Origin of the sequence: Shewanella salipaludis (assembly GCF_012911865.1) — a bacterium.
In the GTDB taxonomy this organism is placed as follows: domain Bacteria; phylum Pseudomonadota; class Gammaproteobacteria; order Enterobacterales; family Shewanellaceae; genus Shewanella; species Shewanella salipaludis.
On the sequence record NZ_JAAXYH010000016.1, the window covers coordinates 15,224 to 39,571 of the forward strand.

Annotated in this window: 18 protein-coding genes; 13 read left to right on the forward strand and 5 right to left on the reverse strand. The window is 56.4% G+C overall.

Annotation, left to right across the window (positions count from 1 at the left end):
- The first annotated feature begins 45 nt into the window (after positions 1 to 45).
- The gene (locus HC757_RS16560) at positions 46 to 363 is read left to right on the forward strand and encodes an ArsR/SmtB family transcription factor (protein WP_211164464.1); all 318 of its coding nucleotides are present in this window, start codon (positions 46 to 48) and stop codon (positions 361 to 363) included.
- A gap of 11 nt (positions 364 to 374) precedes the next feature.
- Here HC757_RS16560 and hemG read toward each other — a convergent pair whose 3' ends face one another.
- From hemG to pepQ, 4 genes are all read right to left on the reverse strand, one after another.
- Positions 375 to 902, reverse strand: a complete 528-nt coding sequence (gene hemG / locus HC757_RS16565) for a menaquinone-dependent protoporphyrinogen IX dehydrogenase (RefSeq protein ID WP_169565502.1) — start codon at positions 900 to 902, stop codon at positions 375 to 377.
- Positions 902 to 2,359, reverse strand: a complete 1,458-nt coding sequence (locus HC757_RS16570) for a TrkH family potassium uptake protein (RefSeq protein WP_169565503.1) — start codon at positions 2,357 to 2,359, stop codon at positions 902 to 904. Before HC757_RS16570 ends, hemG begins: the two co-directional genes overlap by 1 nt.
- A gap of 106 nt (positions 2,360 to 2,465) precedes the next feature.
- Positions 2,466 to 3,086, reverse strand: a complete 621-nt coding sequence (locus tag HC757_RS16575; RefSeq protein WP_169565504.1) for a YigZ family protein — start codon at positions 3,084 to 3,086, stop codon at positions 2,466 to 2,468.
- Positions 3,087 to 3,109: 23 nt separating this feature from the next.
- Entirely contained in the window at positions 3,110 to 4,432 is a 1,323-nt protein-coding gene (pepQ, locus tag HC757_RS16580) for a Xaa-Pro dipeptidase (RefSeq protein ID WP_169565505.1), read from the reverse strand.
- 312 nt (positions 4,433 to 4,744) lie between these two features.
- On the opposite strand from pepQ, the gene fadB reads away from it, so the two are divergent.
- From fadB to HC757_RS16605, 5 genes are all read left to right on the forward strand, one after another.
- The gene (gene fadB, locus HC757_RS16585; protein WP_169565506.1) at positions 4,745 to 6,895 is read left to right on the forward strand and encodes a fatty acid oxidation complex subunit alpha FadB; all 2,151 of its coding nucleotides are present in this window, start codon (positions 4,745 to 4,747) and stop codon (positions 6,893 to 6,895) included.
- A 20-nt stretch (positions 6,896 to 6,915) separates the two neighbouring features.
- Complete coding sequence (gene fadA / locus HC757_RS16590) at positions 6,916 to 8,079, forward strand: acetyl-CoA C-acyltransferase FadA (RefSeq protein WP_169565507.1); 1,164 nt, start codon at positions 6,916 to 6,918, stop codon at positions 8,077 to 8,079.
- Between the two features lie 187 nt (positions 8,080 to 8,266).
- Complete coding sequence (locus HC757_RS16595; protein WP_169565508.1) at positions 8,267 to 9,427, forward strand: winged helix-turn-helix domain-containing protein; 1,161 nt, start codon at positions 8,267 to 8,269, stop codon at positions 9,425 to 9,427.
- Between the two features lie 123 nt (positions 9,428 to 9,550).
- The gene (gene tusA / locus HC757_RS16600; protein ID WP_169565509.1) at positions 9,551 to 9,796 is read left to right on the forward strand and encodes a sulfurtransferase TusA; all 246 of its coding nucleotides are present in this window, start codon (positions 9,551 to 9,553) and stop codon (positions 9,794 to 9,796) included.
- A gap of 185 nt (positions 9,797 to 9,981) precedes the next feature.
- Complete coding sequence (locus HC757_RS16605; RefSeq protein WP_169565510.1) at positions 9,982 to 13,149, forward strand: amidohydrolase family protein; 3,168 nt, start codon at positions 9,982 to 9,984, stop codon at positions 13,147 to 13,149.
- A gap of 99 nt (positions 13,150 to 13,248) precedes the next feature.
- On the opposite strand, the gene HC757_RS16610 is transcribed toward HC757_RS16605, so the two are convergent.
- Complete coding sequence (locus HC757_RS16610) at positions 13,249 to 13,845, reverse strand: DNA-3-methyladenine glycosylase I (RefSeq protein WP_169565511.1); 597 nt, start codon at positions 13,843 to 13,845, stop codon at positions 13,249 to 13,251.
- A gap of 110 nt (positions 13,846 to 13,955) precedes the next feature.
- On the opposite strand from HC757_RS16610, the gene glyQ reads away from it, so the two are divergent.
- From glyQ to HC757_RS16645, 7 genes are all read left to right on the forward strand, one after another.
- Positions 13,956 to 14,861: a glycine--tRNA ligase subunit alpha gene (gene glyQ / locus HC757_RS16615; protein WP_169565512.1), complete on the forward strand. Its 906-nt coding sequence runs from the start codon at positions 13,956 to 13,958 to the stop codon at positions 14,859 to 14,861.
- 13 nt (positions 14,862 to 14,874) lie between these two features.
- Entirely contained in the window at positions 14,875 to 16,944 is a 2,070-nt protein-coding gene (gene glyS, locus HC757_RS16620; RefSeq protein ID WP_169565513.1) for a glycine--tRNA ligase subunit beta, read from the forward strand.
- Between the two features lie 165 nt (positions 16,945 to 17,109).
- Positions 17,110 to 17,775 carry a 5-oxoprolinase subunit PxpB gene (pxpB, locus tag HC757_RS16625; RefSeq protein WP_169565514.1) on the forward strand — a complete coding sequence of 222 codons (666 nt, stop codon included), beginning with the start codon at positions 17,110 to 17,112 and terminating at the stop codon, positions 17,773 to 17,775.
- A 1-nt stretch (position 17,776) separates the two neighbouring features.
- A complete protein-coding gene (locus HC757_RS16630; RefSeq protein ID WP_169565515.1) occupies positions 17,777 to 18,706 on the forward strand; it encodes a 5-oxoprolinase subunit C family protein in 930 nt (309 codons plus the stop codon).
- Positions 18,696 to 19,472: a 5-oxoprolinase subunit PxpA gene (pxpA, locus tag HC757_RS16635; RefSeq protein WP_169565516.1), complete on the forward strand. Its 777-nt coding sequence runs from the start codon at positions 18,696 to 18,698 to the stop codon at positions 19,470 to 19,472. Before HC757_RS16630 ends, pxpA begins: the two co-directional genes overlap by 11 nt.
- 193 nt (positions 19,473 to 19,665) lie before the next feature.
- Positions 19,666 to 23,160 (forward strand): hybrid sensor histidine kinase/response regulator, encoded by a 3,495-nt coding sequence (locus HC757_RS16640; RefSeq protein WP_169565517.1) that lies wholly within the window; start codon positions 19,666 to 19,668, stop codon positions 23,158 to 23,160.
- A complete protein-coding gene (locus tag HC757_RS16645; RefSeq protein WP_169565518.1) occupies positions 23,141 to 24,325 on the forward strand; it encodes an EAL domain-containing response regulator in 1,185 nt (394 codons plus the stop codon). Before HC757_RS16640 ends, HC757_RS16645 begins: the two co-directional genes overlap by 20 nt.
- Positions 24,326 to 24,348 lie beyond the last annotated feature (23 nt).

Here is a 24,348-nt window from a genome sequence, read left to right on the forward strand (position 1 = left end):
GGTCGGGGGATTCAACTAGAATCTGGGCATGAATAGAATCGAGGCATGGGTATCAGAGTGCAGAAAGAGATAGAGGTTGAAACCATGATGACCAATGCCGAAAGCGCGGCCAAGTGGCTGAAGGCCATCGCCAACCCCTACCGCCTGATGATCTTGTGCCGACTACTGGACAATGAACTCAGTGTCACCGCCTTGAATGAGACTGTGTCCCTGAGCCAGTCGGCACTCTCCCAACACTTGGCAGTGCTGAGGGCCGAAAACCTGGTGGCAACCCGCAAGAGCTCCCAGACGGTTTACTACAGGCTGAAAAACGCCGAGGTCGCCGACATCATCTCGATCCTCTACCGACGTTACTGCGCCTGATCGAGTCAGGCTCATTGACGACCGAAGGCCTCGCCGAAGTCGGTCACCTTGGCCCAATCGGTAAATTCGAAGGTGCCGCCGATATCCGTCGGCCCCTTGGTCATCCACATGATGAAACGTATCATCTGCCGATCGAAGAAGCCGTACCTTGGATAATCTATCTTGCCGGCGAAGACCCCCAACATTTGTGGCTGCCATTGGGATAGCTGCAGGAATTTCTGTATGTAAGGGTTGGTTTCCGGCGTGTTTTTCTCCGGTTTACGGGCCACCACGTTCACACTGAAAAAGCCATTCGGCTTGCTGTCCAGCAATGCCTTATGGCGATTAACGAAGGCATAGAGTTCGGGCCTATGCTTGCCATACCTGATGCTGGCGCCTATCAAGACCTTATCGAACTCGGCCAATACCAGATTGTCCGCCTGCGCCAGTGAGGCCAGAGTCACCCGGGCACCGTTTTTTTCCAACACTTGTTGCAAGTGCCGACAAATGGCCAGCGTCTGGCCGTCGACCGTGGAATAGAGGATCAGCGTATTTGTCATCAGGTTTTCCAGAAAGTTGGAGTGAAGAGCACCAGCAAGGTAAAGACCTCGAGACGACCGAACAACATGGTCACCAACAGCACCCACTTGGCACCGTCGCTGATGCTGGCATAGTTGCTGGCAACCTCGCCCAGGCCGGGTCCCAGGTTATTCAAGCAAGCCGCGGTGGCGCTGAAGGCCGTGATGTCATCCAGCCCCATGGCCATCAAAATCAACATGCTGATGACGAAGACCAGGGCATAGGCGGAGAAGAAGCCCCACACGGCATCGACGATACGGTCAGGCAACGCCTTATTCCCTATACGGATAGAGAACATGGCCCTGGGATGCACCAGCCGCTTGAGTTCACGAGATCCCTGCAACAGCAGCAGTATGACGCGTATCACCTTGATGCCTCCGGCGGTAGAGCCACCACAGCCACCGACAAAACTCGAAAATATCAACAACATGGGCAGAAACAGTGGCCAGAGATGGAAACTCTCGGTGCCAAAGCCCGCCGTGGTCGACACGGAAACGGCCTGGAACAGGGCGTAATCCAGGGTTTCTTCCGGCGAGTCATAGATCCCCGAATGCAACAGGGTCGCGAAACAGATGGCGATCAGCACCACCTGGATCATGATCAGCATCCTGAATTCGGCATCCTTGAAATAGATACGCAAGTTTATGCCCCGGCGGGAGAAGGCCGCGAAGTGGACACTGAAATTGACTGCGGCGATCAACAGGAAGAAGACGCAGATCATGTTGATCAGCGGGCTGTCGAAATGCCCCATGCTGGCATCATGGGTCGAGAAGCCCCCAATGGCTATGGTGGAAAAGGAGTGGCAGATGGCATCGAACAGGCTCATGCCCGCCAGCCAGTAGGCGCCGGCGCAGGCCAGGGTCAACAAGAGATAGATGTACCAGAGCGCCTTGGCTGTCTCGGCTATCCTGGGGGTCATCTTGCTGTCTTTCACAGGCCCTGGGATCTCGGCCCGATACAGCTGCATGCCACCTATGCCCAGCACGGGCAAGATAGCCACGGCCAAGACAATGATCCCCATGCCCCCCATCCATTGCAGCAGATGGCGGTAAAACAAGATGGCCTTGGGCAGGGAGTCCAGGCCGACTATCACGGTGGCTCCCGTGGTCGTCAGGGCCGAAAATGACTCGAAGAAACTGTCGGTCCAGCTGAGATCCGGCTGATTGGAAAAGATAAAGGGCAGCGCCCCTATGGAGCCCAGCACTGTCCAGAACAGCACCACTATGAGGAAGCCTTCGCGGGTACGCAAGTCGGCATGATACTGGCGATTGGGATACCAGAGCAGCAAGCCCAGAGACAGGCTGACGGCGAATGCCTGGAGAAATGCAGTACCACCGCCATCTTTGTAGAAGATAGCGACCAGGGCCGGAGGCAGCATGGTGATGGAAAACAGCCCCATCAACAGACCGGTAATTCTTATTATGGTTCTATATCGCATTAAGCAGTCGCTATCATCCCAGGGTGGCGGTATGCCCGGTCATTACGGCGGCTATTTTCGCACAATTATTCAATTCAATCACTTAATACGCAAATCTATGGCGGCGTCAGTCACGGGTGTCGAAATTGGCCCGACATTCGCCCTGGGTCAGAGTAGCCAGCGCGGCATTGACGGCTTGCCTGTGACCCTTAGCCAGTTGAAACCTGAGCGTGATGCACGCCTCGAATGCCCGCGCTTCGATCAGCGCATCGTACTGTGCCAGCAGATGTTCTATGTCCCGCAACTGGGCATAATTACAATTCAAGCTGCCGGGGTGGCGCACTTGCTTCAACTGCCTGTCGAGTCGACTCAAGCCTTGCTTGAGGCCCGAGGTATAGGCCCTGACCAGGCCACCCACACCCAACTTGGTGCCGCCGTAATAACGCACCACCACGGCGGCAACCTCTCCCAGGTTTGCCCCCTGCAGACTTGCCAGCATGGGGCGGCCGGCACTGCCCGCCGGCTCACCGTCGTCACTCGAGCCCATCAAGCTGTCGTTGCCGGGATCGGCGCCGATATAGGCGTAACAATAATGGCTGGCGCCAGGGTAGCGCGCCTTTATGTCAGTGAGTGCACACTTCAGTGCCAGTTCAGAGTCACACTGAAATAGAAAAGAGATAAAACGGCTATGTTTTATCTCCTCCTCTATCACCAACTCACAGGCAGGTATCTCGTAGCTGTCGATCAACTCAGGTTCCCGCTCGGTGCATTTCAGTCGTTCAGACCCAATTCCCGGGTCATGTTTTCGTTTCTGTCTTGATGCACTATCACATTATCTTCGATGCGTATGCCGCCGTAGGGCCGGAACTCAGCTACCGTCTGCCAGTTGATCTGCGCCTTGCGGCTGTCCTGTTTCAGCTCGGCCAGCAGGGTATCTATTATGTATAAACCCGGTTCCATGGTCAGCACCTGATTCACCGCCAGGGTGCGGGTGCAACGCAGGAAGGGATGTTCCGCCGGCGCCGCGACCTGAGTGCCACGTTCATCATGGGCGAAGCCGCCCATGTCATGCACCTGCAGTCCCAACATATGGCCCAAACCATGGGGGAAGAAGGCGCCGGTGATGCCCTGCTCGACCAGGCCCTGGGCATCGCCGGTAGCGAGATTGAAGTCCAGCAGCAACTGTGCCACCTTGGCATGGGTCGCTAGATGCAGATCTGTGTAACGCACCCCGGGGCGCATCATGTCGACCAGTTCCAACTGCGCCTTGTTCAGGGCGACTATCAGTTCATAAAAGTGATTCTTCTCGAATGCATAGGTGCGGGTGATGTCGGAGGCATAACCGCAATAATTCGCCCCGGCATCGATAAGAAACGACAAACGCTGGGCCGGACTCTGATGCTCGAGCGCGGTGTAATGCAGTATGGCGGCATTTTGGTTCAGGGCGATGATATTGCCATAGGGTACTTCGTTCTCACTCTGACCCACGGCTGACAGGTAGACCTGCTGGATTTCGAATTCGCTGCCTCCGTTATAGAAGGCGTTCTTGGCCGCCAAATGCCCCTGCACCGCTATCTGGTTGGCCCGGCGCAGGCACTCCAGCTCATATGGCGTCTTACTGGCCCTATGATAATGCAGGTAGTGCATCACGGCATCAGGATTCCGGGTCTTGAAGCCGAGCACCTGGGCCACATCCAGGTGTTCGCCTATGTAGGCCCAATTCTCTATGTCTTGGGGCAACAGCTCGGCGACCTTGTCGGCCTGGGTCAATAACTTGATCTCGACATGCTCGGTCCAGAAAGCATCCGGGACGTCAGCGACCTTATGCCAGAAGTCCACCGGGCGATAGAAGATCAGCTGCGGCTTGTCATGTCCATTGACCAGCAACCAACAATTGGGATTGTCCAGCACGGGCAACCAGGCCTTGAAGTGTGGATTCACCTTGAAGGGGTAATTCATGTCATCGAGAAATTGCCTGTGGGCCTGACCCGAATGGATCACCAGACCCGAGAGTTCCTCACGGGACAAGATTTCAGCTACCCGGCGATTCAACTCTGTAATATGGGCATGATAGTGTGCTGCTAACTGATCCATTGGTCATTTCCTGTGGTTGGTTCATTGAAAAACAGCCCGGCGACGCCGCTTGGCATAAATTAAATGGCGGCGCTTTCAACTCGATAGGACTGTTCTAAACTCTGTGCAGTGTATCACAAAGGTGAAAATTCACCCTAGCCAGCCAGTTATTAAACGGTCGTTTAAATTGGGTGTTGTAATTTTTTTGATTTCGACGCACACTGAACACAAGTGGTCAAATGATGGCCTAAGCTGCTGTGAGATAGACAGTCATACTAACACCTTATAAAACAACAAGGTGGGTATCACTCCTTAGCAAAAAGGAAGCAAGCAATGATCTACCAAAGTCCTACGATCCAGGTTGAGTTACTTGAGGATAATATTGCCAAGTTGTGCTTTAACGCGCCCGGCTCGGTAAACAAATTCGACAAAGAAACCTTAGACTCGCTCGATGCCGCACTGGATAGCATCAAGCAACACAAAGATATCCGGGCATTGGTCCTGACTTCGGCCAAGGATGCTTTCATCGTCGGTGCCGATATCACAGAATTTCTCGGGCTGTTCGCCCAGGATGATGCAGTCTTGCTCTCCTGGATTGAACAGGCAAACGTCGTGTTCAACAAGCTGGAAGACTTACCCTTCCCGACTATTTCAGCCATCAAGGGCTTCGCCCTCGGCGGCGGCTGTGAAACCGTATTGGCGACCGACTTCCGTGTTGCCGACACCACGGCCCGCATAGGTCTGCCGGAAACCAAGTTGGGGATCATCCCAGGCTTCGGCGGCACGGTACGTCTGCCACGGATAATAGGTGCAGATAACGCCCTGGAGTGGATCACCACAGGCAAAGATCAACGTCCCGAGGATGCATTGAAAATTGGTGCCTTGGATGCCGTGGTGGCCCCGGAAAACCTCGAAGCCGCTGCAGTGCAGATGCTCCAGGATGCCATCGCCGGCAAGCTGGATTGGCAGGCACGCCGCAATCGCAAGCTCTCACCCCTGACATTGCCCAAGCTCGAAGCCCTGATGTCGTTCACCACGGCGAAAGGCATGGTGTTTGCGGTAGCCGGCAAGCATTACCCTGCCCCCATGGCGGCGGTCAATGTGGTGGAACAAGCGGCCAAATGTGGGCGCAGCGAAGCCCTGGCAATAGAGCATCAGGCCTTCATCAAGTTGGCCAAGACAGACGTCGCCAAGGCACTGATAGGCATCTTCCTCAACGATCAATTCGTCAAGGGCAAAGCCAAGAAGGCGGGCAAGCTGGCCAAACAGGTCAACAGCGCCGCCGTACTGGGTGCTGGCATCATGGGTGGCGGCATCGCCTACCAGAGTGCCAGCAAGGGCACCCCCATAGTGATGAAGGACATAGCCCAGCCGGCGCTGGACCTGGGTCTGAATGAAGCCGCCAAGCTGCTGACTGCCCAGGTACAACGTGGCCGCTCTACCCCGGAGAAGATGGCCAAGGTACTGAACAACATCACCCCGGCATTGGACTATGCTCCTGTGAGCCACGCAGATGTGGTGGTCGAAGCCGTGGTCGAACATCCGAAGATCAAGGCCCAGGTGTTGGCCGAAGTTGAGCAGTATGTCGGCGCCGACGCCATCATAGCCTCAAATACTTCGACCATTTCCATCAACCTGTTGGCCAAGAGCATGCAGAAGCCAGAGCGTTTCTGCGGCATGCACTTCTTCAACCCGGTACATAAGATGCCGCTGGTGGAAGTGATCCGCGGCGAGCATAGCTCGGAAGAGACTATCGCCTCTGTGGTGGCCTACGCCAGCAAGATGGGCAAGACGCCGATCGTGGTCAACGACTGCCCGGGCTTCTTCGTTAACCGCGTGCTCTTCCCTTACTTCGCCGGTTTCAACGGTCTGCTGGCCGAAGGCGCCGACTTTGCCGCCATAGACAAGGTCATGGAGAAGCAATTCGGCTGGCCCATGGGCCCGGCTTACCTGTTGGATGTGGTCGGCCTGGATACGGGTCATCATGCACAGGCGGTCATGGCCGAAGGCTTCCCTGACCGCATGGGCAAGTCCGGCGTAGATGCCATAGATGTGATGTTCGACAACAAACGTCTGGGACAGAAGAATGCCAAGGGTTTCTATCAATACTCGGTCGATCGCCGCGGCAAGCCAAAGAAAGATTTGGATCCCGTCAGCTATGAGTTGCTGAAGAATGCCTTCGGCGAACTCAAGCACTTCGAGGCCGATGACATCATAGCCCGCACCATGATCCCCATGATCATAGAGACGGTTCGCTGCCTGGAAGAAGGCATAATAGCCTCACCGGCCGAAGCAGATATGGGCCTGGTCTATGGCCTGGGCTTCCCCCCCTTCAGAGGCGGCGTGTTCCGTTACCTGGATACCCTGGGCATCGCCAACTTCGTCGCCTTAGCCGACAAATATGCGCACTTGGGTGGTCTGTATCGGGTCACAGATACCATGCGTGACATGGCAGCCACCAACGCCAGTTACTACCAGGCCTAATTGCGGGAAAGGAATTAATCATGAAACAAGCCGTTATCGTAGACTGTATCCGTACTCCCATGGGCCGTTCCAAGGCCGGAGTATTTAGAAATGTACGCGCAGAGACACTGTCTGCCGAATTGATGAAAGCCCTGCTGCTGCGCAATCCGCAGCTGGACCCTGACACCATAGAAGATGTTATCTGGGGTTGTGTACAGCAAACCCTGGAGCAAGGCTTCAACATAGCCCGTAACGCTTCCCTGCTGGCCGGCATTCCGAAATCGGCCGGTGCCGTGACTGTTAACCGCCTGTGCGGTTCCTCCATGGAAGCCATACACCAGGCGGCGCGTGCCATCATGACAGGCATGGGCGACACCTTCATCATAGGCGGCGTCGAGCACATGGGTCATGTGCCCATGAACCACGGCGTCGACTTCCACCCTGGCATGGCGAACCGCGTCGCCAAGGCCTCGGGCATGATGGGCTTAACCGCCGAGATGCTGGGCAAGATGCATGGCATCAGCCGCGAACAACAAGATGCCTTTGCCGTGCGCTCACACCAGCGCGCTCACGCTGCCACGGTCGAGGGTCGTTTCGCCAATGAAATCTGGGCGATGGAAGGTCACGATGCCAATGGCGCGCTGATCAAGATAGCCCACGACGAAGTGATCCGCCCCGAGACCTCGCTGGAATCCCTGGCAGCTCTGAGACCCGTGTTCGATCCGGCCAATGGCACGGTCACGGCCGGGACCTCATCGGCCCTGTCTGACGGCGCTTCCGCCATGCTGGTAATGGAAGAAGCCAAGGCCCGTGCCCTGGGTCTGCCGATCCGTGCCCGCATCCGCTCCATGGGCGTTGCCGGTTGCGATCCCGCCATCATGGGTTACGGCCCAGTGCCTGCGACCCAGAAGGCCCTGAGCCGCGCCGGCATCACTGTGGCAGATCTGGACGTTATCGAACTGAACGAGGCCTTTGCCGCCCAATCTCTGCCCTGTGTCAAAGATCTGGGACTCATGGATCTGGTAGATGAGAAGGTTAACCTCAACGGCGGCGCGATAGCCCTGGGTCATCCCCTGGGTTGCTCGGGTGCCCGTATCTCCACTACCCTTATCAACCTGATGGAAAGCAAAGATGCCACTCTGGGTCTGGCAACCATGTGTATCGGTTTGGGACAAGGGATAGCGACGGTATTCGAGCGCGTCTGATCCCCTGATGTTCGATATTAACTCATAGATGAAACCGGGCCTGGCCCGGTTTTTTTATGCCTCAAGCCATAATTTCCAAACCTGTTACCTCTTGCCTATTACCCCTTGCCTATGTTGTTATGTCCAAAGACGCGCTAACATCGAATTCAGCTACTTAGACTCACTCTGCAACTTGCATGAACACCCTATGAAAGATTCACCTTACAGCCCGGCCGAACTCCAACAACTGGCCCTGCAACAACAGCTCTTATGCCAGGATGCGACAGATCCCCTGGCCGTAGTGCGCCACCTTGGCTATGTACAGATAGACTCGATCAACGTGGTCGAGCGGGCCCATCATCATGTGATGTTCAGCCGCATGCCCCAGTATAAACCCCAGATGCTGGCGAACCTGATGGCCGACAAGCAAGTGTTTGAGTATTGGTCTCACGCCGCCGCCTTCTTGCCTATGGAGGCCTTTCGCTTCAGCCTGTTTCGCAAACAGCAACTGCAACAGGGTGACAAGCATTGGTTCGAGCCGGATCACCAGGCGATGCGTGACGTCATGGCCCGTATCACGGCCGAAGGTCCGCTGAAGGCCAGCGACTTCAACCACAAGGGCGCCCAGACCTCGGGTTGGTGGGACTGGAAACCGGCGAAGAAGGCATTGGAGCAACTCTTCATGCAAGGCCAGTTGATGGTCGTCAGACGCGACAAGTTCCAGAAGGTATTCGATCTCACAGAGCGAGTGCTGCCATCCACAACCGACACCCGGACACCTACCAGTGCCGAGTTCGCCCGCCATCTGATAGAAGGTTTTCTCCAGGCCAACGGTTTCGGCAGCCTGGCGCAGATCTGCTATCAACGCAAAGGCATCAGGGCGGCGGTCAAGACCGAACTGCAACATATGTGTGAGGCTGGCGTAATCCGCGAATTTTCATTGGGACAACAGAGCTACTATGTGGATCTGCGCCTGTCACTGCAGCAGCAGATCCCAGACAATGTCAGCCTGCTCAACCCATTCGATAACCTGCTGATCCAGAGGCAAAGGCTGGCGCAGTGTTTCGACTTCGACTTCCAGGTCGAATTCTATCTGCCCGCCGAGAAGCGCAGATACGGCTATTACGCCCTGCCCATACTCTGGCGCGACCAATTTGTCGGCCGCCTGGACGTGAAGGCTGACAGGCAGCGGCGGCTGTTGCAATTGCCGCGCCTCAGCCTGAATGAAGACTTCATTCCAGATGAGGCTTTCATCGGGGCGCTGCAACGGGCCATAGGAGGCTATGCCAGCTTCAACAACTGTGATAGCTGGCAACTGCTGAGCTGCAAGCATAAGCGATTAATCAAATGTTTTTCCGGCAGCCATTGAGGTTTGTTCCACGTGGAACAAGGGAGAAAACGGCCTCATAGGGCGGCAATAAAACGCCCGCGAACTTGGCATCATGGGACGACAGGAGTAATATTGGCCCGTATTTCAGCTTAGCGAGGCCCCATGAAAGATCACTTCACCAACGCGCAACATAGACTCGATGCCTTAGGCTTACGTTGTCCCGAGCCTGTGATGATGGTACGCAAGACAGTGCGCCACATGGACGAAGGTGAAACCCTGCTGATCATCGCCGATGATCCTGCGACGACCCGTGACATTCCCAGTTTTTGTCAGTTTATGGACCATACCCTGATCGCCAGCAAGACCGATGTGACCCCTTATCAATACCTGATCAAGAAAGGCCTCTAAACGGACGGCCCGGCCGTTCTATATCCGGACGCCGTCTTGACCCCATCCAGGTCACTATTCCCCCCGCTTGCCAGATAACCATTTGATACAGAATATAAGTGTTTTCGTTAACATTTTTATGAGATAAAAGCTGACGGCTTCTGTAAACGCCGACAGCTGACGACAATAAAAATAACGGAACTCACATGCATAAAATCAGACTTGCGCCCCTCTATGCCGCCATGGTGCTGAGCCTAGGCTCGGCCTTTGCCGATGAAAAAAATGAAACCCCTTGGGATGTGAATGCCCCAAGCAATGCCCCATTAGAGAAAGTGCAGATAGATGTGCACGAAGGCACCTGGATGAACCTGAGTGTCAGTCCGGATGGCAAGCAGCTGGTGTTCGACCTGCTGGGTGATATCTACCAGATGCCGATTTCCGGTGGTGAGGCCAAACCCCTGGCCCAGGGAATCGCCTGGCAAATGCAGCCAGTGTACAGCCCTGATGGCAAATACATAGCCTTCACCTCGGATCAAGACGGCGGCGACAACATCTGGGTAATGAATGCCGATGGCAGTCATCCCAGAGCGGTAACCAAGGAAACCTTCCGCCTGTTGAATAGCCCGGCCTGGAGCCCAGACTCCCAATATCTGGTGGCCCGCAAACACTTCACCGCCAGCCGCAGCCTGGGTGCCGGTGAAGTCTGGCTCTATCATGTCGCGGGTGGAGAAGGGGTTAAACTCACGGAGCGGCCCAACGAAGAAAAAGATCTGGGGGAACCCGCCTATTCTCCGGATGGGCGTTACATCTACTTCAGCCAGGATGCAACCCCGGGCAAGACCTTCCACTATTCCAAGGATTCGGTGAAAGGCATCTATAAGATCAAACGCTATGACACTCAAACCGGTGAGATAGAGGTACTGCTGGAAGGCACAGGCGGTGCCATCAGGCCGACCCCGAGTCCGGATGGCACTAAGCTGGCCTATATCAAGCGCGATGGTTTCCAGTCTTGCCTCTACCTTTTCGACCTCGAATCGGGTGAAACCACTAAACTCTACGACAATTTAGACAGAGACATGCAGGAAACCTGGGCCATACATGGGGTCTATCCAAGCATGTCCTGGACTGCTGACAATAAGGAGATATTATTCTGGGCCAAAGGAAAAATTAACCGCCTCAGCATAGAAGACAAACATGTCAGTCAGATCCCCTTCGAAGTAAAAACCGCACTGGATGTGCAACCCGCATTGCATTTCAAGCAAGACATAGATAAAGACGTGTTCGATGTGAAGATGCTGCGCATGGCGCAGGTATCACCGGATGGCAAGAAAGTGGTATTCGAAGCCCTCGGTAAACTATGGATACGCGACCTGCATAATGGCAAGCAAACCAGACTCACCCGCTTGGCCGACGATATAGAGGAGCTCTATCCGCAATGGTCACGGAATGGCAAAAATATCGTGTTTACCACCTGGAACGATCAACGCCAGGGCAGCGTTAAAATCATAGCGGCCCACGGTGGCGGCACCACAGACTTGACTTCTGAGCCGGGAAAATACGTCGAACCTACCTTCTCCCCCGATGGCAAAGTTGTGGTCTATCATAAGATCCAAGGTGGCGAGCTGCTGCCCAAGACTTGGTCCCAGGAACCCGGCCTCTACAAGGTGGATATCAAGGGCAAACAGCATACCAAGATAAGTCACTCGGGTTATCAGCCCCAGTTCGGTGCCGACTCTGAACGCGTGTTCTTCATGGAGAGCGATGAAATCCCGCAGCTGGCCTCTGTCAACCTGGAAGGTTTCGACAAACGAGTGCATTACACCAGCAAGCAAGCCACAGAGTTCAGGGTATCTCCGGACGGTAAACAACTGGCCTTTGCCGAACGCTTCAAGGTATGGGTGACACCGTTCGCCAAACATGCCGAGACCATAGAGATAGGCCCCAAGGCCGGCAACCTGCCCGTCAGCCAACTCAGCATGCGCGCCGGCGAAAGCTTAAGCTGGAATAGCAAGAGCGACCAGCTCTATTGGACCCTGGGCCCGGAACTGTACCAGGCGGCTGTGGATAGCCATTACCAAGCAGCACAGCAGAAAGTCGAACCCGTGATAACCAACATAGGCTTCACCGAGAAAGCCGATGTTCCACGTGGAACCGTGGCCTTCGTCGGCGGCAAGGTCATCACAATGGAAGATGATCGAGTGATAGAGAATGGCGTGGTATTGGTCGAAGGCAACCACATAATCGCCGTTGGCGACGCCGACACGGCCATCCCCTCGGGGGCGCAAGTGATAAACATAAAAGGCAAAAGCATAATGCCAGGCCTGTTCGATGCCCATGCCCATGGTTCCCAGGCCGAGAATGAGATCATTCCGCAACAAAACTGGAAGCTCTATGCCGGGCTCGCCCTGGGGGTCACCACAATTCACGATCCTTCCAACGACACCACGGAAATCTTTGCCGCCTCGGAACAACAGAAGGCCGGCGAGCTGGTGGGGCCACGCATTTTCTCCACCGGCACCATACTCTATGGCGCCAACGCCCCCGGCTATACGGCGCACATAGATTCGCTCGAGGATGCCAAATTTCACCTGGAGCGACTCAAGAAAGTCGGCGCCTTCAGTGTCAAGAGCTACAATCAACCCCGCCGCAACCAGCGACAGGAGATAATAGCCGCCGCCCGCGAACTGGAAATGATGGTAGTGCCAGAGGGTGGCAGCCTGCTGCAGCACAACCTGAGCATGGTCGCCGATGGCCACACCACGGTGGAACACTCCTTGCCGGTTGCTGCCATCTACAATGACATCAAACAGTTTTGGAGCCAAACCCGGGTAGGTTATACCCCAACCTTAGTGGTCGCCTATGGTGGCATTTCCGGCGAAAACTATTGGTACGACAAGACGGATGTCTGGGCGCATCCAAGGCTGTCGAAATATGTGCCCGCGGATATTCTGAAGGCCAGATCCATGCGTCGCCCCAAGGCACCGGATGGACAGTATAACCACTTCAACGTGGCGCGAGTCGCCAATGAGCTGAATAACCTGGGAGTACACCCAAATATGGGTGCCCATGGCCAGCGCGAGGGGTTGGCGGCGCATTGGGAGATGTGGATGTTTGCCCAGGGCGGCATGAGCAATATGGAAGTGCTTAAGACGGCAACCCTAAATCCGGCCAAAACCTTCGGCATGGATCATCAGTTGGGATCGATCAAGACAGGCAAACTGGCCGACCTGATAGTCATAGACGGTGATCCCTTGGCGGATATACGTGTCACCGACAGGGTCACTCATACCATGGTGAATGGCAAACTGTTCGACGCCGAGACCATGAACCAACTCAATGGCGACAAACGCCAGCGTAAGCCCTTCTATTTCTAGAAGATATGAGGCCATTTGTGACTCGGCCAGCCGCTTAGCAGCACCAAAAAAAGGGAGTGTTTCACGTGGAACACTCCCTTTTCACTCAGAGATTCACCTCTAGCCGGTAATTGAACTCATCTCCCCTGACTCATTGCAGCTTTCATAACAGCAGCAATCGACCAAATGATCATTCACCATGCCGACGGCCTGCATGAAGGCGTAGCATATGGTTGGGCCAACGAAGTTGAAGCCCAGCTTCTTCAACGCCTTGGACATGGCCTCGGACTCGGGCGTCTGCGCCGGAACCTGAGAAAGAGACGTGAAATGATTCACTCGCGGTTCGCCGCCGACAAAGCTCCACAGAAACTCGGCAAAATCCTTGCCCTCTGCCGTATACGCCAGATAACCCTTGGCATTGCGTATGATGGAATTTACCTTCAATCTGTTGCGCACTATGCCGGGATCCTGCAGCAGCGCTTCGACCTTGGCGTCATCGAATTGGGCAATCAGCTCGGGTTCGAAATTGGCGAAGGCGGTGGCATAGCTTGTCTGCTTTTTCAGTATGGTCAGCCAGGAGAGGCCCGCCTGTTGGCCGTCGAGACAGAGCTTGGCGAAGAGTTCCTTGGCGTCATAGACGGGCCTGCCCCACACTTTATCATGGTATTCCTGATACAAAGGGTCATCACTCACCCAGCCACAACGGATCACATCCATCAAACACTCCCTCTTATGATTAGTAAATCCGTTAAAAAATAACCTACATAAGCTCAGATCTACAAGGTATAATCAAAACCATTTTCTATTAAGGCCTGACAGCAGTAGACATGACGACGAAACACGACGTAAAAACATTCCAGGGTTTTATCCTGACCCTGCAGGAATACTGGGCGCAGCAAGGTTGCGCCATCGTTCAACCTCTGGACATGGAAGTAGGAGCCGGGACTTTCCACCCGCAAACCTTCCTGCGTTCATTAGGCCCAGAGCCGATGAGCAGTGCCTATGTTCAGCCATGTCGCCGTCCAACAGATGGTCGTTACGGTGAAAACCCTAACCGTCTGCAACACTACTACCAGTTTCAGGTTGTATTAAAGCCCTCACCCGACAATATTCAGGAGCTCTATTTAGGCTCACTCGAAGCCCTGGGGGTCGACACTCAAGTTCACGACATTCGCTTCGTGGAAGATAACTGGGAATCGCCCACCCTGGGTGCCTGGGGTTTGGGCTGGGAAGTCTGGTTAAACGGCATGGAAGTGACCCAGTTTACCTACTTCCAGCAAGTAGGCGGCATCGAATGTAGCCCGGTCACAGGCGAAATCACCTATGGTCTGGAACGTCTGGCCATGTACATTCAAGGCGTCGATAGCGTCTATGATCTGGTGTGGACCGACGGCCCCATGGGTCGCATCACCTATGGCGACGTGTTCCACCAGAATGAAGTCGAGCAATCTACCTATAACTTCGAACACGCAGATGTCGACTTCATGTTCGCCCTTTTCGATCAGTGCGAAAAAATGTGTCAGCATTTACTCTCGCTAGAAAAACCTCTGCCTCTGCCCGCTTACGAGCAAGTGATGAAGGCCTCGCACGCCTTCAACCTGCTCGATGCCCGCCACGCAATTTCGGTCACCGAACGTCAGCGTTATATCTTGCGGGTTCGTACCATGGCCAAAGCGGTCGCTGAATCTTATTATCAGGCACGTGAAGCCCTCGGCTTCCCTATGTGTAAGTAGTAGAGGTAAACACATGAATTTTGAAAACTTACTCATAGAGATTGGCACCGAAGAGCTGCCACCTAAGTCACTGCGCAAGCTGGCCGAATCTTTCCTGGCCAACTTCACCGAAGAACTGAACAAGGCCGACTTACCCTTCGGTTCTGCACTCTGGTTCGCCTCACCGCGCCGTTTGGCCATCAATGTCTTGCAGTTGGCTCAGGCCCAGGCCGACAAAGTGGTCGAGAAGCGCGGCCCCGCCATAGCTTCGGCCTTCGATGCCAACGGTCATCCCACCAAGGCCGCCCAGGGCTGGGCTCGAGGCAACGGCATAAGTGTCGAGCAAGCCGAGCGTTTGGTCACGGATAAGGGCGAGTGGTTGGTGTACAACGCCAAGATCCAGGGTGTCGACACCAAGAGCCTAATCGCCGACATGGCGCAGCGGGCACTGGACAAGCTGCCTATCCCTAAGCCTATGCGTTGGGGTAGCAACAAGACGCAGTTTATCCGTCCGGTACACACAGTCACCATGCTTCTGGGCAAGGAGCTGGTGCCAGGCGAATTGCTGGGCATCACGTCGGCGCGCACCATTCGTGGCCATCGCTTCATGGGCCAGGCGAGCTTCGAGCTGGATCATGCCGACAACTACCTCACCAGCCTGCAGGAAAAAGGCAAGGTATTGGCCGACTATCATGCCCGTAAGGCCATCATCAAGGCCGATGCCGAGAAAGCCGCGGCGCAATTGGGTGGCACTGCAGATATCCAAGATAGCCTGCTGGAAGAAGTGACCTCATTGGTCGAATGGCCGATAGTACTGACCGCCAGCTTCGAAGAGAAGTTCCTCGCCGTGCCTTCCGAGGCGCTGGTGTACACTATGAAAGGCGATCAGAAATACTTCCCGGTATTCGATGCCGCCAATAAGTTGCTGCCAAACTTCATCTTCGTCACCAATATTGAATCCAAAGATCCGGCGCAGATCATCTCGGGCAACGAGAAAGTCGTCCGCCCGCGTCTGGCCGATGCCGAGTTCTTCTTCAATACAGACAAGAAGCATAGCCTGGAGTCACGCCTGCCCAGCCTGGATACCGTGGTATTCCAAAAGCAATTAGGCACCTTGAAGGCCAGGGTCGAGCGCATCTCCGCCCTCGCCGGCTTCATCGCCACCAGCATAGGCGCCGATGCGGTCGATGCGGCCCGTGCCGGCCTGCTGTCGAAAACCGATCTCATGACCAATATGGTGATGGAATTTACCGATACCCAGGGCACCATGGGCATGCATTACGCCCGCCTGGATGGGGAAAACGAAGCCGTGGCCCTGGCGCAGGAAGAACAGTACAAGCCCAAGTTCTCCGGCGATACTGTGCCTATGGCAGGCGTATCCTGCGCCGTCGCCCTGGCGGAAAAACTCGATACCCTGGTCGGCATCTTCGGCATAGGCCAGGCACCCAAGGGCGCAGCCGATCCTTTCGCCCTGCGCCGTGCCGCCATCGGCATCTTGCGCATCATAGTCGAAAACAAGTTGCCGTTGGATCTGGTCGATTTGATTGCCAAGGCCCAGGAGTTGCATGGCAGTAACCTCAGCAATGCCAATGCCGCCGACGAAGTGCTGGAGTTCCTGATGGCGCGTTTCCGTGCCTGGTATCAGGACAAGGGCATCAGCGTCGACGTCATACTGGCGGTATTGGCCCGCCGTCCGACCCGACCTGCCGACTTCGACAGTCGCATCAATGCGGTAGCGCATTTCCGCAGCCTGGATGCCGCCATAGCCCTGGCGGCGGCCAACAAGCGGGTCTCCAACATCCTGGCCAAGGTGGAAGGCGCCTTGCCTGACACCATCCAACCAGGCCTGTTGACCGAAAGCGCCGAACAGGCACTGGCGGCCAAACTGGATGAACTGGCGCCGCAACTGGCACCTCTGTTTGCCAATGCCGACTATCAGCAAGCCTTGACCCTCTTATCAGGCCTGCGTGAGAGTGTGGATCTCTTCTTCGAAGATGTCATGGTGATGGCCGACGATCAGGACTTGAAAAACAACCGCTTGGCATTGCTTAACAGCCTGCGTGAACAATTCCTGCATGTGGCGGATATCTCTGTGCTGCAATAGGCTCTTGCCCTAGGATAAAAAACGCGCCTGATGGCGCGTTTTTTTGTTTTAATTCAATTAGATACATCATCACACTGTCAACTGTACCCAGGGCCCTGGTTTGACTTTGCACTGCTGCTTTCCTAGCTTCAAAGAAGAACCTGGGTTTCAGCGATACCAACAGCCATGACACTAGTGCCACAGATAAGCAGGCTGGGAGAGCGGGCGATAGTGCTGAGCTTCCCCACCATGGACTCGCAGCAACAAAGCTTAGCCCTCCAAGGCAAACTCTGGTGGTTCGCCACCGAGTGCCGCCACAGTGGCGACTTCGACGACATAGTGCCGGGAATGAATAACCTCACCCTGTTTCTGGCGCGGGATTTTGATATATCCGATTGGGAATCACGCCTGCAACGACTCTGGCAACAGGCGAAATACCGGGAACCCGACAGGAAACGCATCGTCATTCCTGTCATCTATGGGGGCGACTCGGGACCGGACCTGGACTCGGTCGCCAAATACCATGCTCTGACCCGGGCCCAGCTCATAGCCCTGCACAGCGACGCCGAATATAGGGTCTACTTCCTCGGTTTCTTGCCCGGTTTCGCCTACCTTGGCGGACTGCCCTCCCGGCTCCATACCCCGAGACACGCCAATCCCAGGCTGATGGTGCCGGCCGGCTCCGTCGGCATAGGCGGGCAGATGACGGGCATCTACCCCAGTGCCGCACCCGGCGGCTGGCAGCTCCTCGGCCACACTCAAATCCCCCTGTTCGATCCGACCTCGGACTCACCCAGCCTCTTGATGCCGGGTGACTATGTGACCTTCAGCCCTGTCGAGGACGGGACATAAGATGCTCAGCGTCATAGAGGCCGGCTTGCTCACCACGGTGCAGGATCTTGGCCGGGCCGGCTACCGTCATCTCGGGGTGCCGCTATGCGGCGCTCTGGACAGGCAAGCGCTGCTGCTGGCCAATCGACTGCTTGCCAATCCGGACAATGCGCCCGTGCTGGAGTTCAGCACAGGACCTGTGAGCCTGTGCTTTCGGCGTGACAGCTGGATTTCACTCACTGGGGCCGATTTCGCAGCCACTATCGATGGCCAAGCCATCTGGTGCGGCTGGCGCAGCAAGATAAACGCCGGACAGCGGCTCAACTTAAGAGGCTGTCACAGGGGGATGCGTGGTTATTTGGCCGTCGATGGCGGCATTTGTGTGCCCCTGGTCATGGGCTCGGCGGCCACAGATCTGCATGCCGTCATGGGCGGCCATTTGGGCCGGGCCTTGAGTGCCGGCGATATTCTGCCCCTGGGGAAAACCGGCACAGGCATCACGACCCGACTCGGCGTGAAACTCCCCTCTTGGTCACCCCATGTTCGCGTGTTGACGACCCAGGAAACCCTATCCTTTACCCCTGAGTCCAGGCAAGCCTTCTGGACTCAGGCCTGGCGAGTCTCTCCCCAAAGCAATCGCATGGGCGCCAGGCTGGAGGGAAATGCATTGCGACTCGAACAACCGCTGGAGATGCTATCCCATGCCGTGATGCCAGGGGTGATCCAGGTGCCGCCATCCGGCCAGCCCATAGTCCTGTTGGCCGATGCCCAGACCACAGGGGGTTACCCTAAAATCGCCGTGGTGATCGCAGCCGATCTCTGGAAACTGGCGCAGGCCCGCCCGGGACAGGCCATCTATTTTCATCGAGTGACTCAGCAGGAGGCGCAGGCCGCCACGGCCCGCTGGCAGAGCTATTTCCACCGACTCACCAGAGGCATAGATGCAAACTAGAACTCAGATAGATCTCAATGCCGACCTGGGGGAAGGCTGTGGTCAGGACGAGGCCATATTGGCCTATGTCAGTTCGGCCAGCATCGCCTGTGGCGGCCATGCCGGGGATGCACAGAGCATGCATCTAGCGGTGCGCCTGGCATTGAAGCATGGCGTCAGCATAGGGGCCCACCCAAGTTTTCCCGACAGGGAACATTTCGGCAGGCATAAGATGCGTCTCGAGGATCACCAGCTATTCGATACCCTGGTGGCACAAATAACCGCGCTGCAGCGGGTGTGCCGTGCCGAAGGGGCGCCCATGTTTCACGTGAAACCCCATGGCGCCCTATATAATCAGGCGGCCCAGAATACTCACCTCGCAAGGCTGATAGTTGCCGCCATCCTGGCGGTCGATCCTGGTTTGGCTGTCATGGGGTTGGCGGGGACTGAACTCCCCAGGATGGCAGCGGCGGCGGGTCTGAGGGCGATTAATGAAGCCTTTGTCGACCGGGCCTACCTGCCAGATGGCACTTTGGTGCCCAGAGCCATGCCAGGCGCCCTGATAACTGAAGAGTCGAAGGCGCTGCACCAGGCCCTTAGGCTGGTCAAGCAAGGCAAGGTCACCTGTCTCGATGGCCGGGAGATCCGCCTGCATGCCGATAGCCTCTGTGTCCACGGCGATAATCCCCGGGCGCTGGCGTTGGTGCGGGCGCTGGTACTGCTGTTGGCGGACCAGGGAATTGCCATCGGACCCATGCCCAAAAGCGGCGTAAAACACCCGGGTTAAATAGACCGCCGCTGGCATTGGCCGGCGCATATCTTTGCTACACTTTGACAGTATGTGCGACAGCATTCAGGCCGGCCGTATTCATACCTTAGAGCCTGAGATAGTCCCGGGCCCGAGTCCTGGCGACAGGTTTTTGCCCCTATGTCCCAGGGCTGAGTCTCCAGGGCTGTTTGATTAAGGGAGTAGTCATATCTTGTATCACAATCGCCCACTGGCTTGGTTAAAAAGCGCGGCAATAGTGAGTACCACAGGGCTAAGCGTGCTGCTGCTATGGCGACTCAGTCTGTCGGAGTGGCTCGGCCGTCCCTTGTTGCACACCTACCTGCAACTGGTGCTCATTCTGCTGGCCTGCGGCGCAGGCATCCTGGCGCTGATCCATTTCTACTATTACGACAAGCGAGGCTTTCTGCTGCTCCTGGGATTGGGCCTCCTGGGTACCGCCTTACTGGACGCCCACCAACTGCTGGTAAGCCTGGATGACTTCAATCTCAAACCTGAGCTGCGGCTATCACAGGCCGCAGGCCACTGGCAGGCCAGCCGCCTGCACTTTGGCGTCATGCTATTGCTCAGCTGGCTCGTCTGCCACTATGAGTCGCGTAGTCTCAGGCCCATACACGGACTCCTGTGGTTGAGTTACCCCATGATGGCCGCCCTCACTTGGTTGTTATTCAATGCCGACGTGGATATCTCAGACTCAGGGTTCGCAGCCATGCTGATGCAGCCCGGGGAATTGAGCATACTGGGGCTGCTGGGGCTGAGCCTGTTGGGTTACCTTTACCTCACCCAAAAACCGGATCACAGAGTCGTATTCTGGCTGTCCCTGTCGATACTGGCCAACCTGATATCCCAACTCATCATGCTCCTGCATCCACGGGGAATGACTGCCGGCCTGGGGGCGGCGCAACTCTTAATAGGTGTCAGCTATTTGCTCATTTGCTGTGGTCTGCTCCTGGATATGCAACACAGGTTCAAGCAGGCTCACACAGGAAAGCTGAGGCAAGAGTCCATAATAACCTCGGCACCGGATGGGATCGTCACCCTGGATGATCAGGGCATAATTACCGCCTGCAATAGCGCCGCAGAGCAGATTTTTGGCTATGCTGCCGCAGAGATCACAGGCAATAACCTAACATTGCTGTTGCCGGCGGGATTGCCCCCGGCCCCAGGACAGGCCCAGGCCCGGCTCGATTGTGAAGTCGAAGCCAGGCATAAGGATGGCTCAATGTTTCCTTTGCAACTGGCCATGGCGGAGACGGGAGATGTCTCTGCCCCGGGTTTTGTCGCCACAGTCAAAAATATCAGTCAGAGGAAAGCCAGGGAACTCCAGTTAGTCCGCACCGCCGAGCGTTTGACCCAAGCCACGCGGGCCGGCGCCATCGGCCTCTGGGATTATGACCTGGCCCGGGATGCACTCACCTGGGATGAGCAGATGTACAGCATATATCGGCTGACACGGGAGCAATATCCGAATGCCCACAAGGCCTGGCTCGCGGCCGTGCATCCCCACGACTTGGCCGAGGCGCAGAGCATGTTGGCCGAGGCAGTCACTGGCACTGGTTACTGCATCAGCGAGTATCGCATCATCTGGCCCGACGGCGCAGTGCGCTTCATTCGGGCCGTAGGCACAGTGATATACGATGAGGCGGCGCGAGCCGAGCGTATCGTCGGGGTCAATTGGGACATTACCGAACATAATCAGATCATGCTGGCATTGGAGCGTGCCAGACAGGAGGCGGATGCCGCCAATGCGGCAAAATCGGCCTTTCTGGCCACCATGAGTCATGAGATCCGCACCCCGATGAACGGCGTGATCAGCATGGCGGAGATATTGGCCCACAGCCCCTTATTGCCTCAGCAGAGCGATCTGGCGCAGACGATAGAGCAGTCAGCCAAGACGCTGTTGACACTCATAGATGACATCCTCGATTTCTCCAAGATAGAAGCCGGCCAACTGGAAATAGCCCTAATGCCGACCGCGGTGGAAGACTTGGTCGAGAGCCTGTGTGATTCTCTGGCAACCGTCGCCGCCGCCAAGAATGTCAGGCTCAACTTGTTCATCTCGCCACAGATCCCCTCCAGAATTCTCGTCGACGACGTACGTCTGAGGCAGATTCTGTATAACCTGCTCGGGAATGCCATCAAGTTTTGCGCCAACATGCCGGACAGGGACAGCCAGGTCTGGCTGCGGGTCGAGCTCAGCGCCCCACCTCAGTTGCAGCTGAACTTCACCGTCACAGACAATGGCATAGGCATGCGGCAACAAACGCTGAATAAGCTCTTCACCCCCTTCACTCAGGCGGATGCCGCCACCACCCGCAGTTTCGGCGGCACAGGGCTGGGACTGGCCATATGCAAACGCCTGGTCCACTTGCTGCACGGCCAGATAGACGTCGACAGCACCCTGGGACAAGGCTCCAGCTTTCGGGTCGGCTTGCCATTTAACCTGGCGGCCGAGCAGCCCAGCGAGCCGCTGCCCAATATCACTGAACTGACCTGCATACTGCTCAACAGCCTCGACTATGAGAGCAAGGATCTGTGCGCCTACCTGGAACATGCAGGTGCCAAGGTGCGACTGTTCGCCGACATGGACAGGGCCACCAGCGCCGTGACCCTGTTGCGCGGCACCGTCGTCATCATTCATGGACAGGAATACCTGCCACCGCTCCCCACCGAGCCGGCATGCACCCAAGCCGAGATCCACTATCTGTTTATCGGCGCGGCAACAGAGACAGGAGACGACCAGGGGGCGGCCGTCGCACCCAAGGGGCAGGCCTTGAGACGCAGGAGCCTACTCAATGCGGTCGCCAAGGCCGCCGGACTGGCAACAGTCCAGCCCCACAAACCCAAGGTCAGAGTGCCGGCAGAAGTCCCCAGCAACGCTGCGGCACAGGCGCAGGGGCGGCTGATCCTGGTGGCGGAAGACGATGAAATAAATCGCAAGGTGATACTGCAACAATTCGCCCTGCTCGGCTATGCCGGCGAAGTCGCGGCCAATGGCCTGCAAGCCCTGGAACTCTGGCGTCAGCAGCAATTCTCTCTGGTGATCACGGATCTGCATATGCCGGAAATGGATGGCTATGCCCTGGCCAGGGCGATACGCCAGGAAGAACCCCATGGCCAACACATACCCATACTGGCATTGACGGCCAATGCATTGCGCGGCGAAGCGAGCCGCGCCATGGCCGCCGGAATGGACAGCTATCTGACCAAGCCTCTGCCACTCGCCAGGCTACGCACCGCCCTCGAGAAATGGCTACCCCAGGCCGTCACTCTGGCGGCCGTCACCCTGGAGCCGGAGCCGCAATCCCGGCCCAAAGAGGCAGTGCTGGATGTCGCCGTGCTGCAGAAGCTGGTCGGAGATGACGACGCCATAGTTCAAGGGTTTCTCCAGGATTATTACGACGCCCTGCAACAACACATGGCCCGGCTCAGTGCCAAGCCCTCCGCCGGGATGCAGGAGTTAGCCTTTACCGCCCACAGGCTCAAGTCATCGTCGCGTTCCGTCGGGGCCCTCATCATGGCCGACAGCTGCGAACAACTGGAGCAGGCTGCCAAGTGGGGAAATCCCCAAGAAGTTGTCACGGCACTGAGGCAGCTGGAGGAAAATCGGCTGAAACTGGAAGCTGAACTCTTGCCCAGGTTGAACCGCCAGAAGGAGATGACAGTTCATGGATATACTCATCATTGACGATGATCCCTTTGCCATCAGGCTACTGCGACAGCAACTGAACCGGCTTGGATTCAAGACGGTCACCCAGACCGAGCGCGCCGCCGATGCCTTGGTATTGATGCAGAACAACAGTCACTGTTTCGATATGATCTTCTGTGACTTGCAAATGCCGGAAATGGATGGCGTCGAGCTGGTACGCAACCTGGCAGAAATAGGCTCAGTCAGTCGTCTGGTGCTGGTGACAGGAGAGGACAAGCGCATACTGCAGACGGCCGAATTGTTGGCCAAGGCCCATGGCCTGGCCGTGGTCGGCGCCCTCAACAAGCCGGTTTCGCCTCAGCAGCTGCGCCAGGTATTTCAGCAGGACCTATGCCGGCTAGCGCCTTCGGTGCTGGCCGGGCACGACGGCTACCGAGCCGACAGATTGCGGCAAGCCATAGTCTGTGGCGAACTGGAAAACTTCTATCAGCCCAAGTTGGATCTGACCAGCGGGAAATTGATTGGCGTCGAAACCTTGGTGCGCTGGCACCACCCGGAAGATGGCTTAATCTACCCGGATCAATTCATCCCCTTGGCGGAACAGTATGGCTTGATAGATGCGCTGACCCAGGTAGTGCTCAACCAGGCCTTACACCATGCCCGCCAGTGGCGTGATGCCGGCCTGAAAATCAGTGTCGCGGTCAATGTCTCCATGGCCAACCTCAGCCATGTCACCTTTCCCGATCGCGTCGTCGCGGCGGCAAACAAGGCCAGGTTTCCACTGACGGCGCTGGTGCTCGAAGTCACGGAAAGCAAACTGATGAGCAACCAAAGGATCACCCTGGACATACTGACGCGCCTCAGGCTCAAGCGGATCAACCTCTCGATCGATGATTTCGGTACCGGCCACTCTTCACTGGTACAGCTGCATGACCTGCCCTTCAATGAACTCAAGATAGACAAGGGCTTCGTGCATGGAGCCTGCCGGGACAACTCCCTCAGGGCCATATTCGAAGGCAGCCTGGAAATGGCCCGCAAGCTGGGCATGAAGACGGTGGCCGAAGGCATAGAAGACAGTGATGACTGGAATTTCTTGCTCGCCTCCAGCTGCGACACGGTACAAGGCTTCTACATTGCCAAACCCATGCGGGCAGAAGAATTGCTCGACTGGCATACCCTCTGGAGTCGCAGGCTCGGCAAATAGGCTCAGCCTTGCGGTCAGCTTTG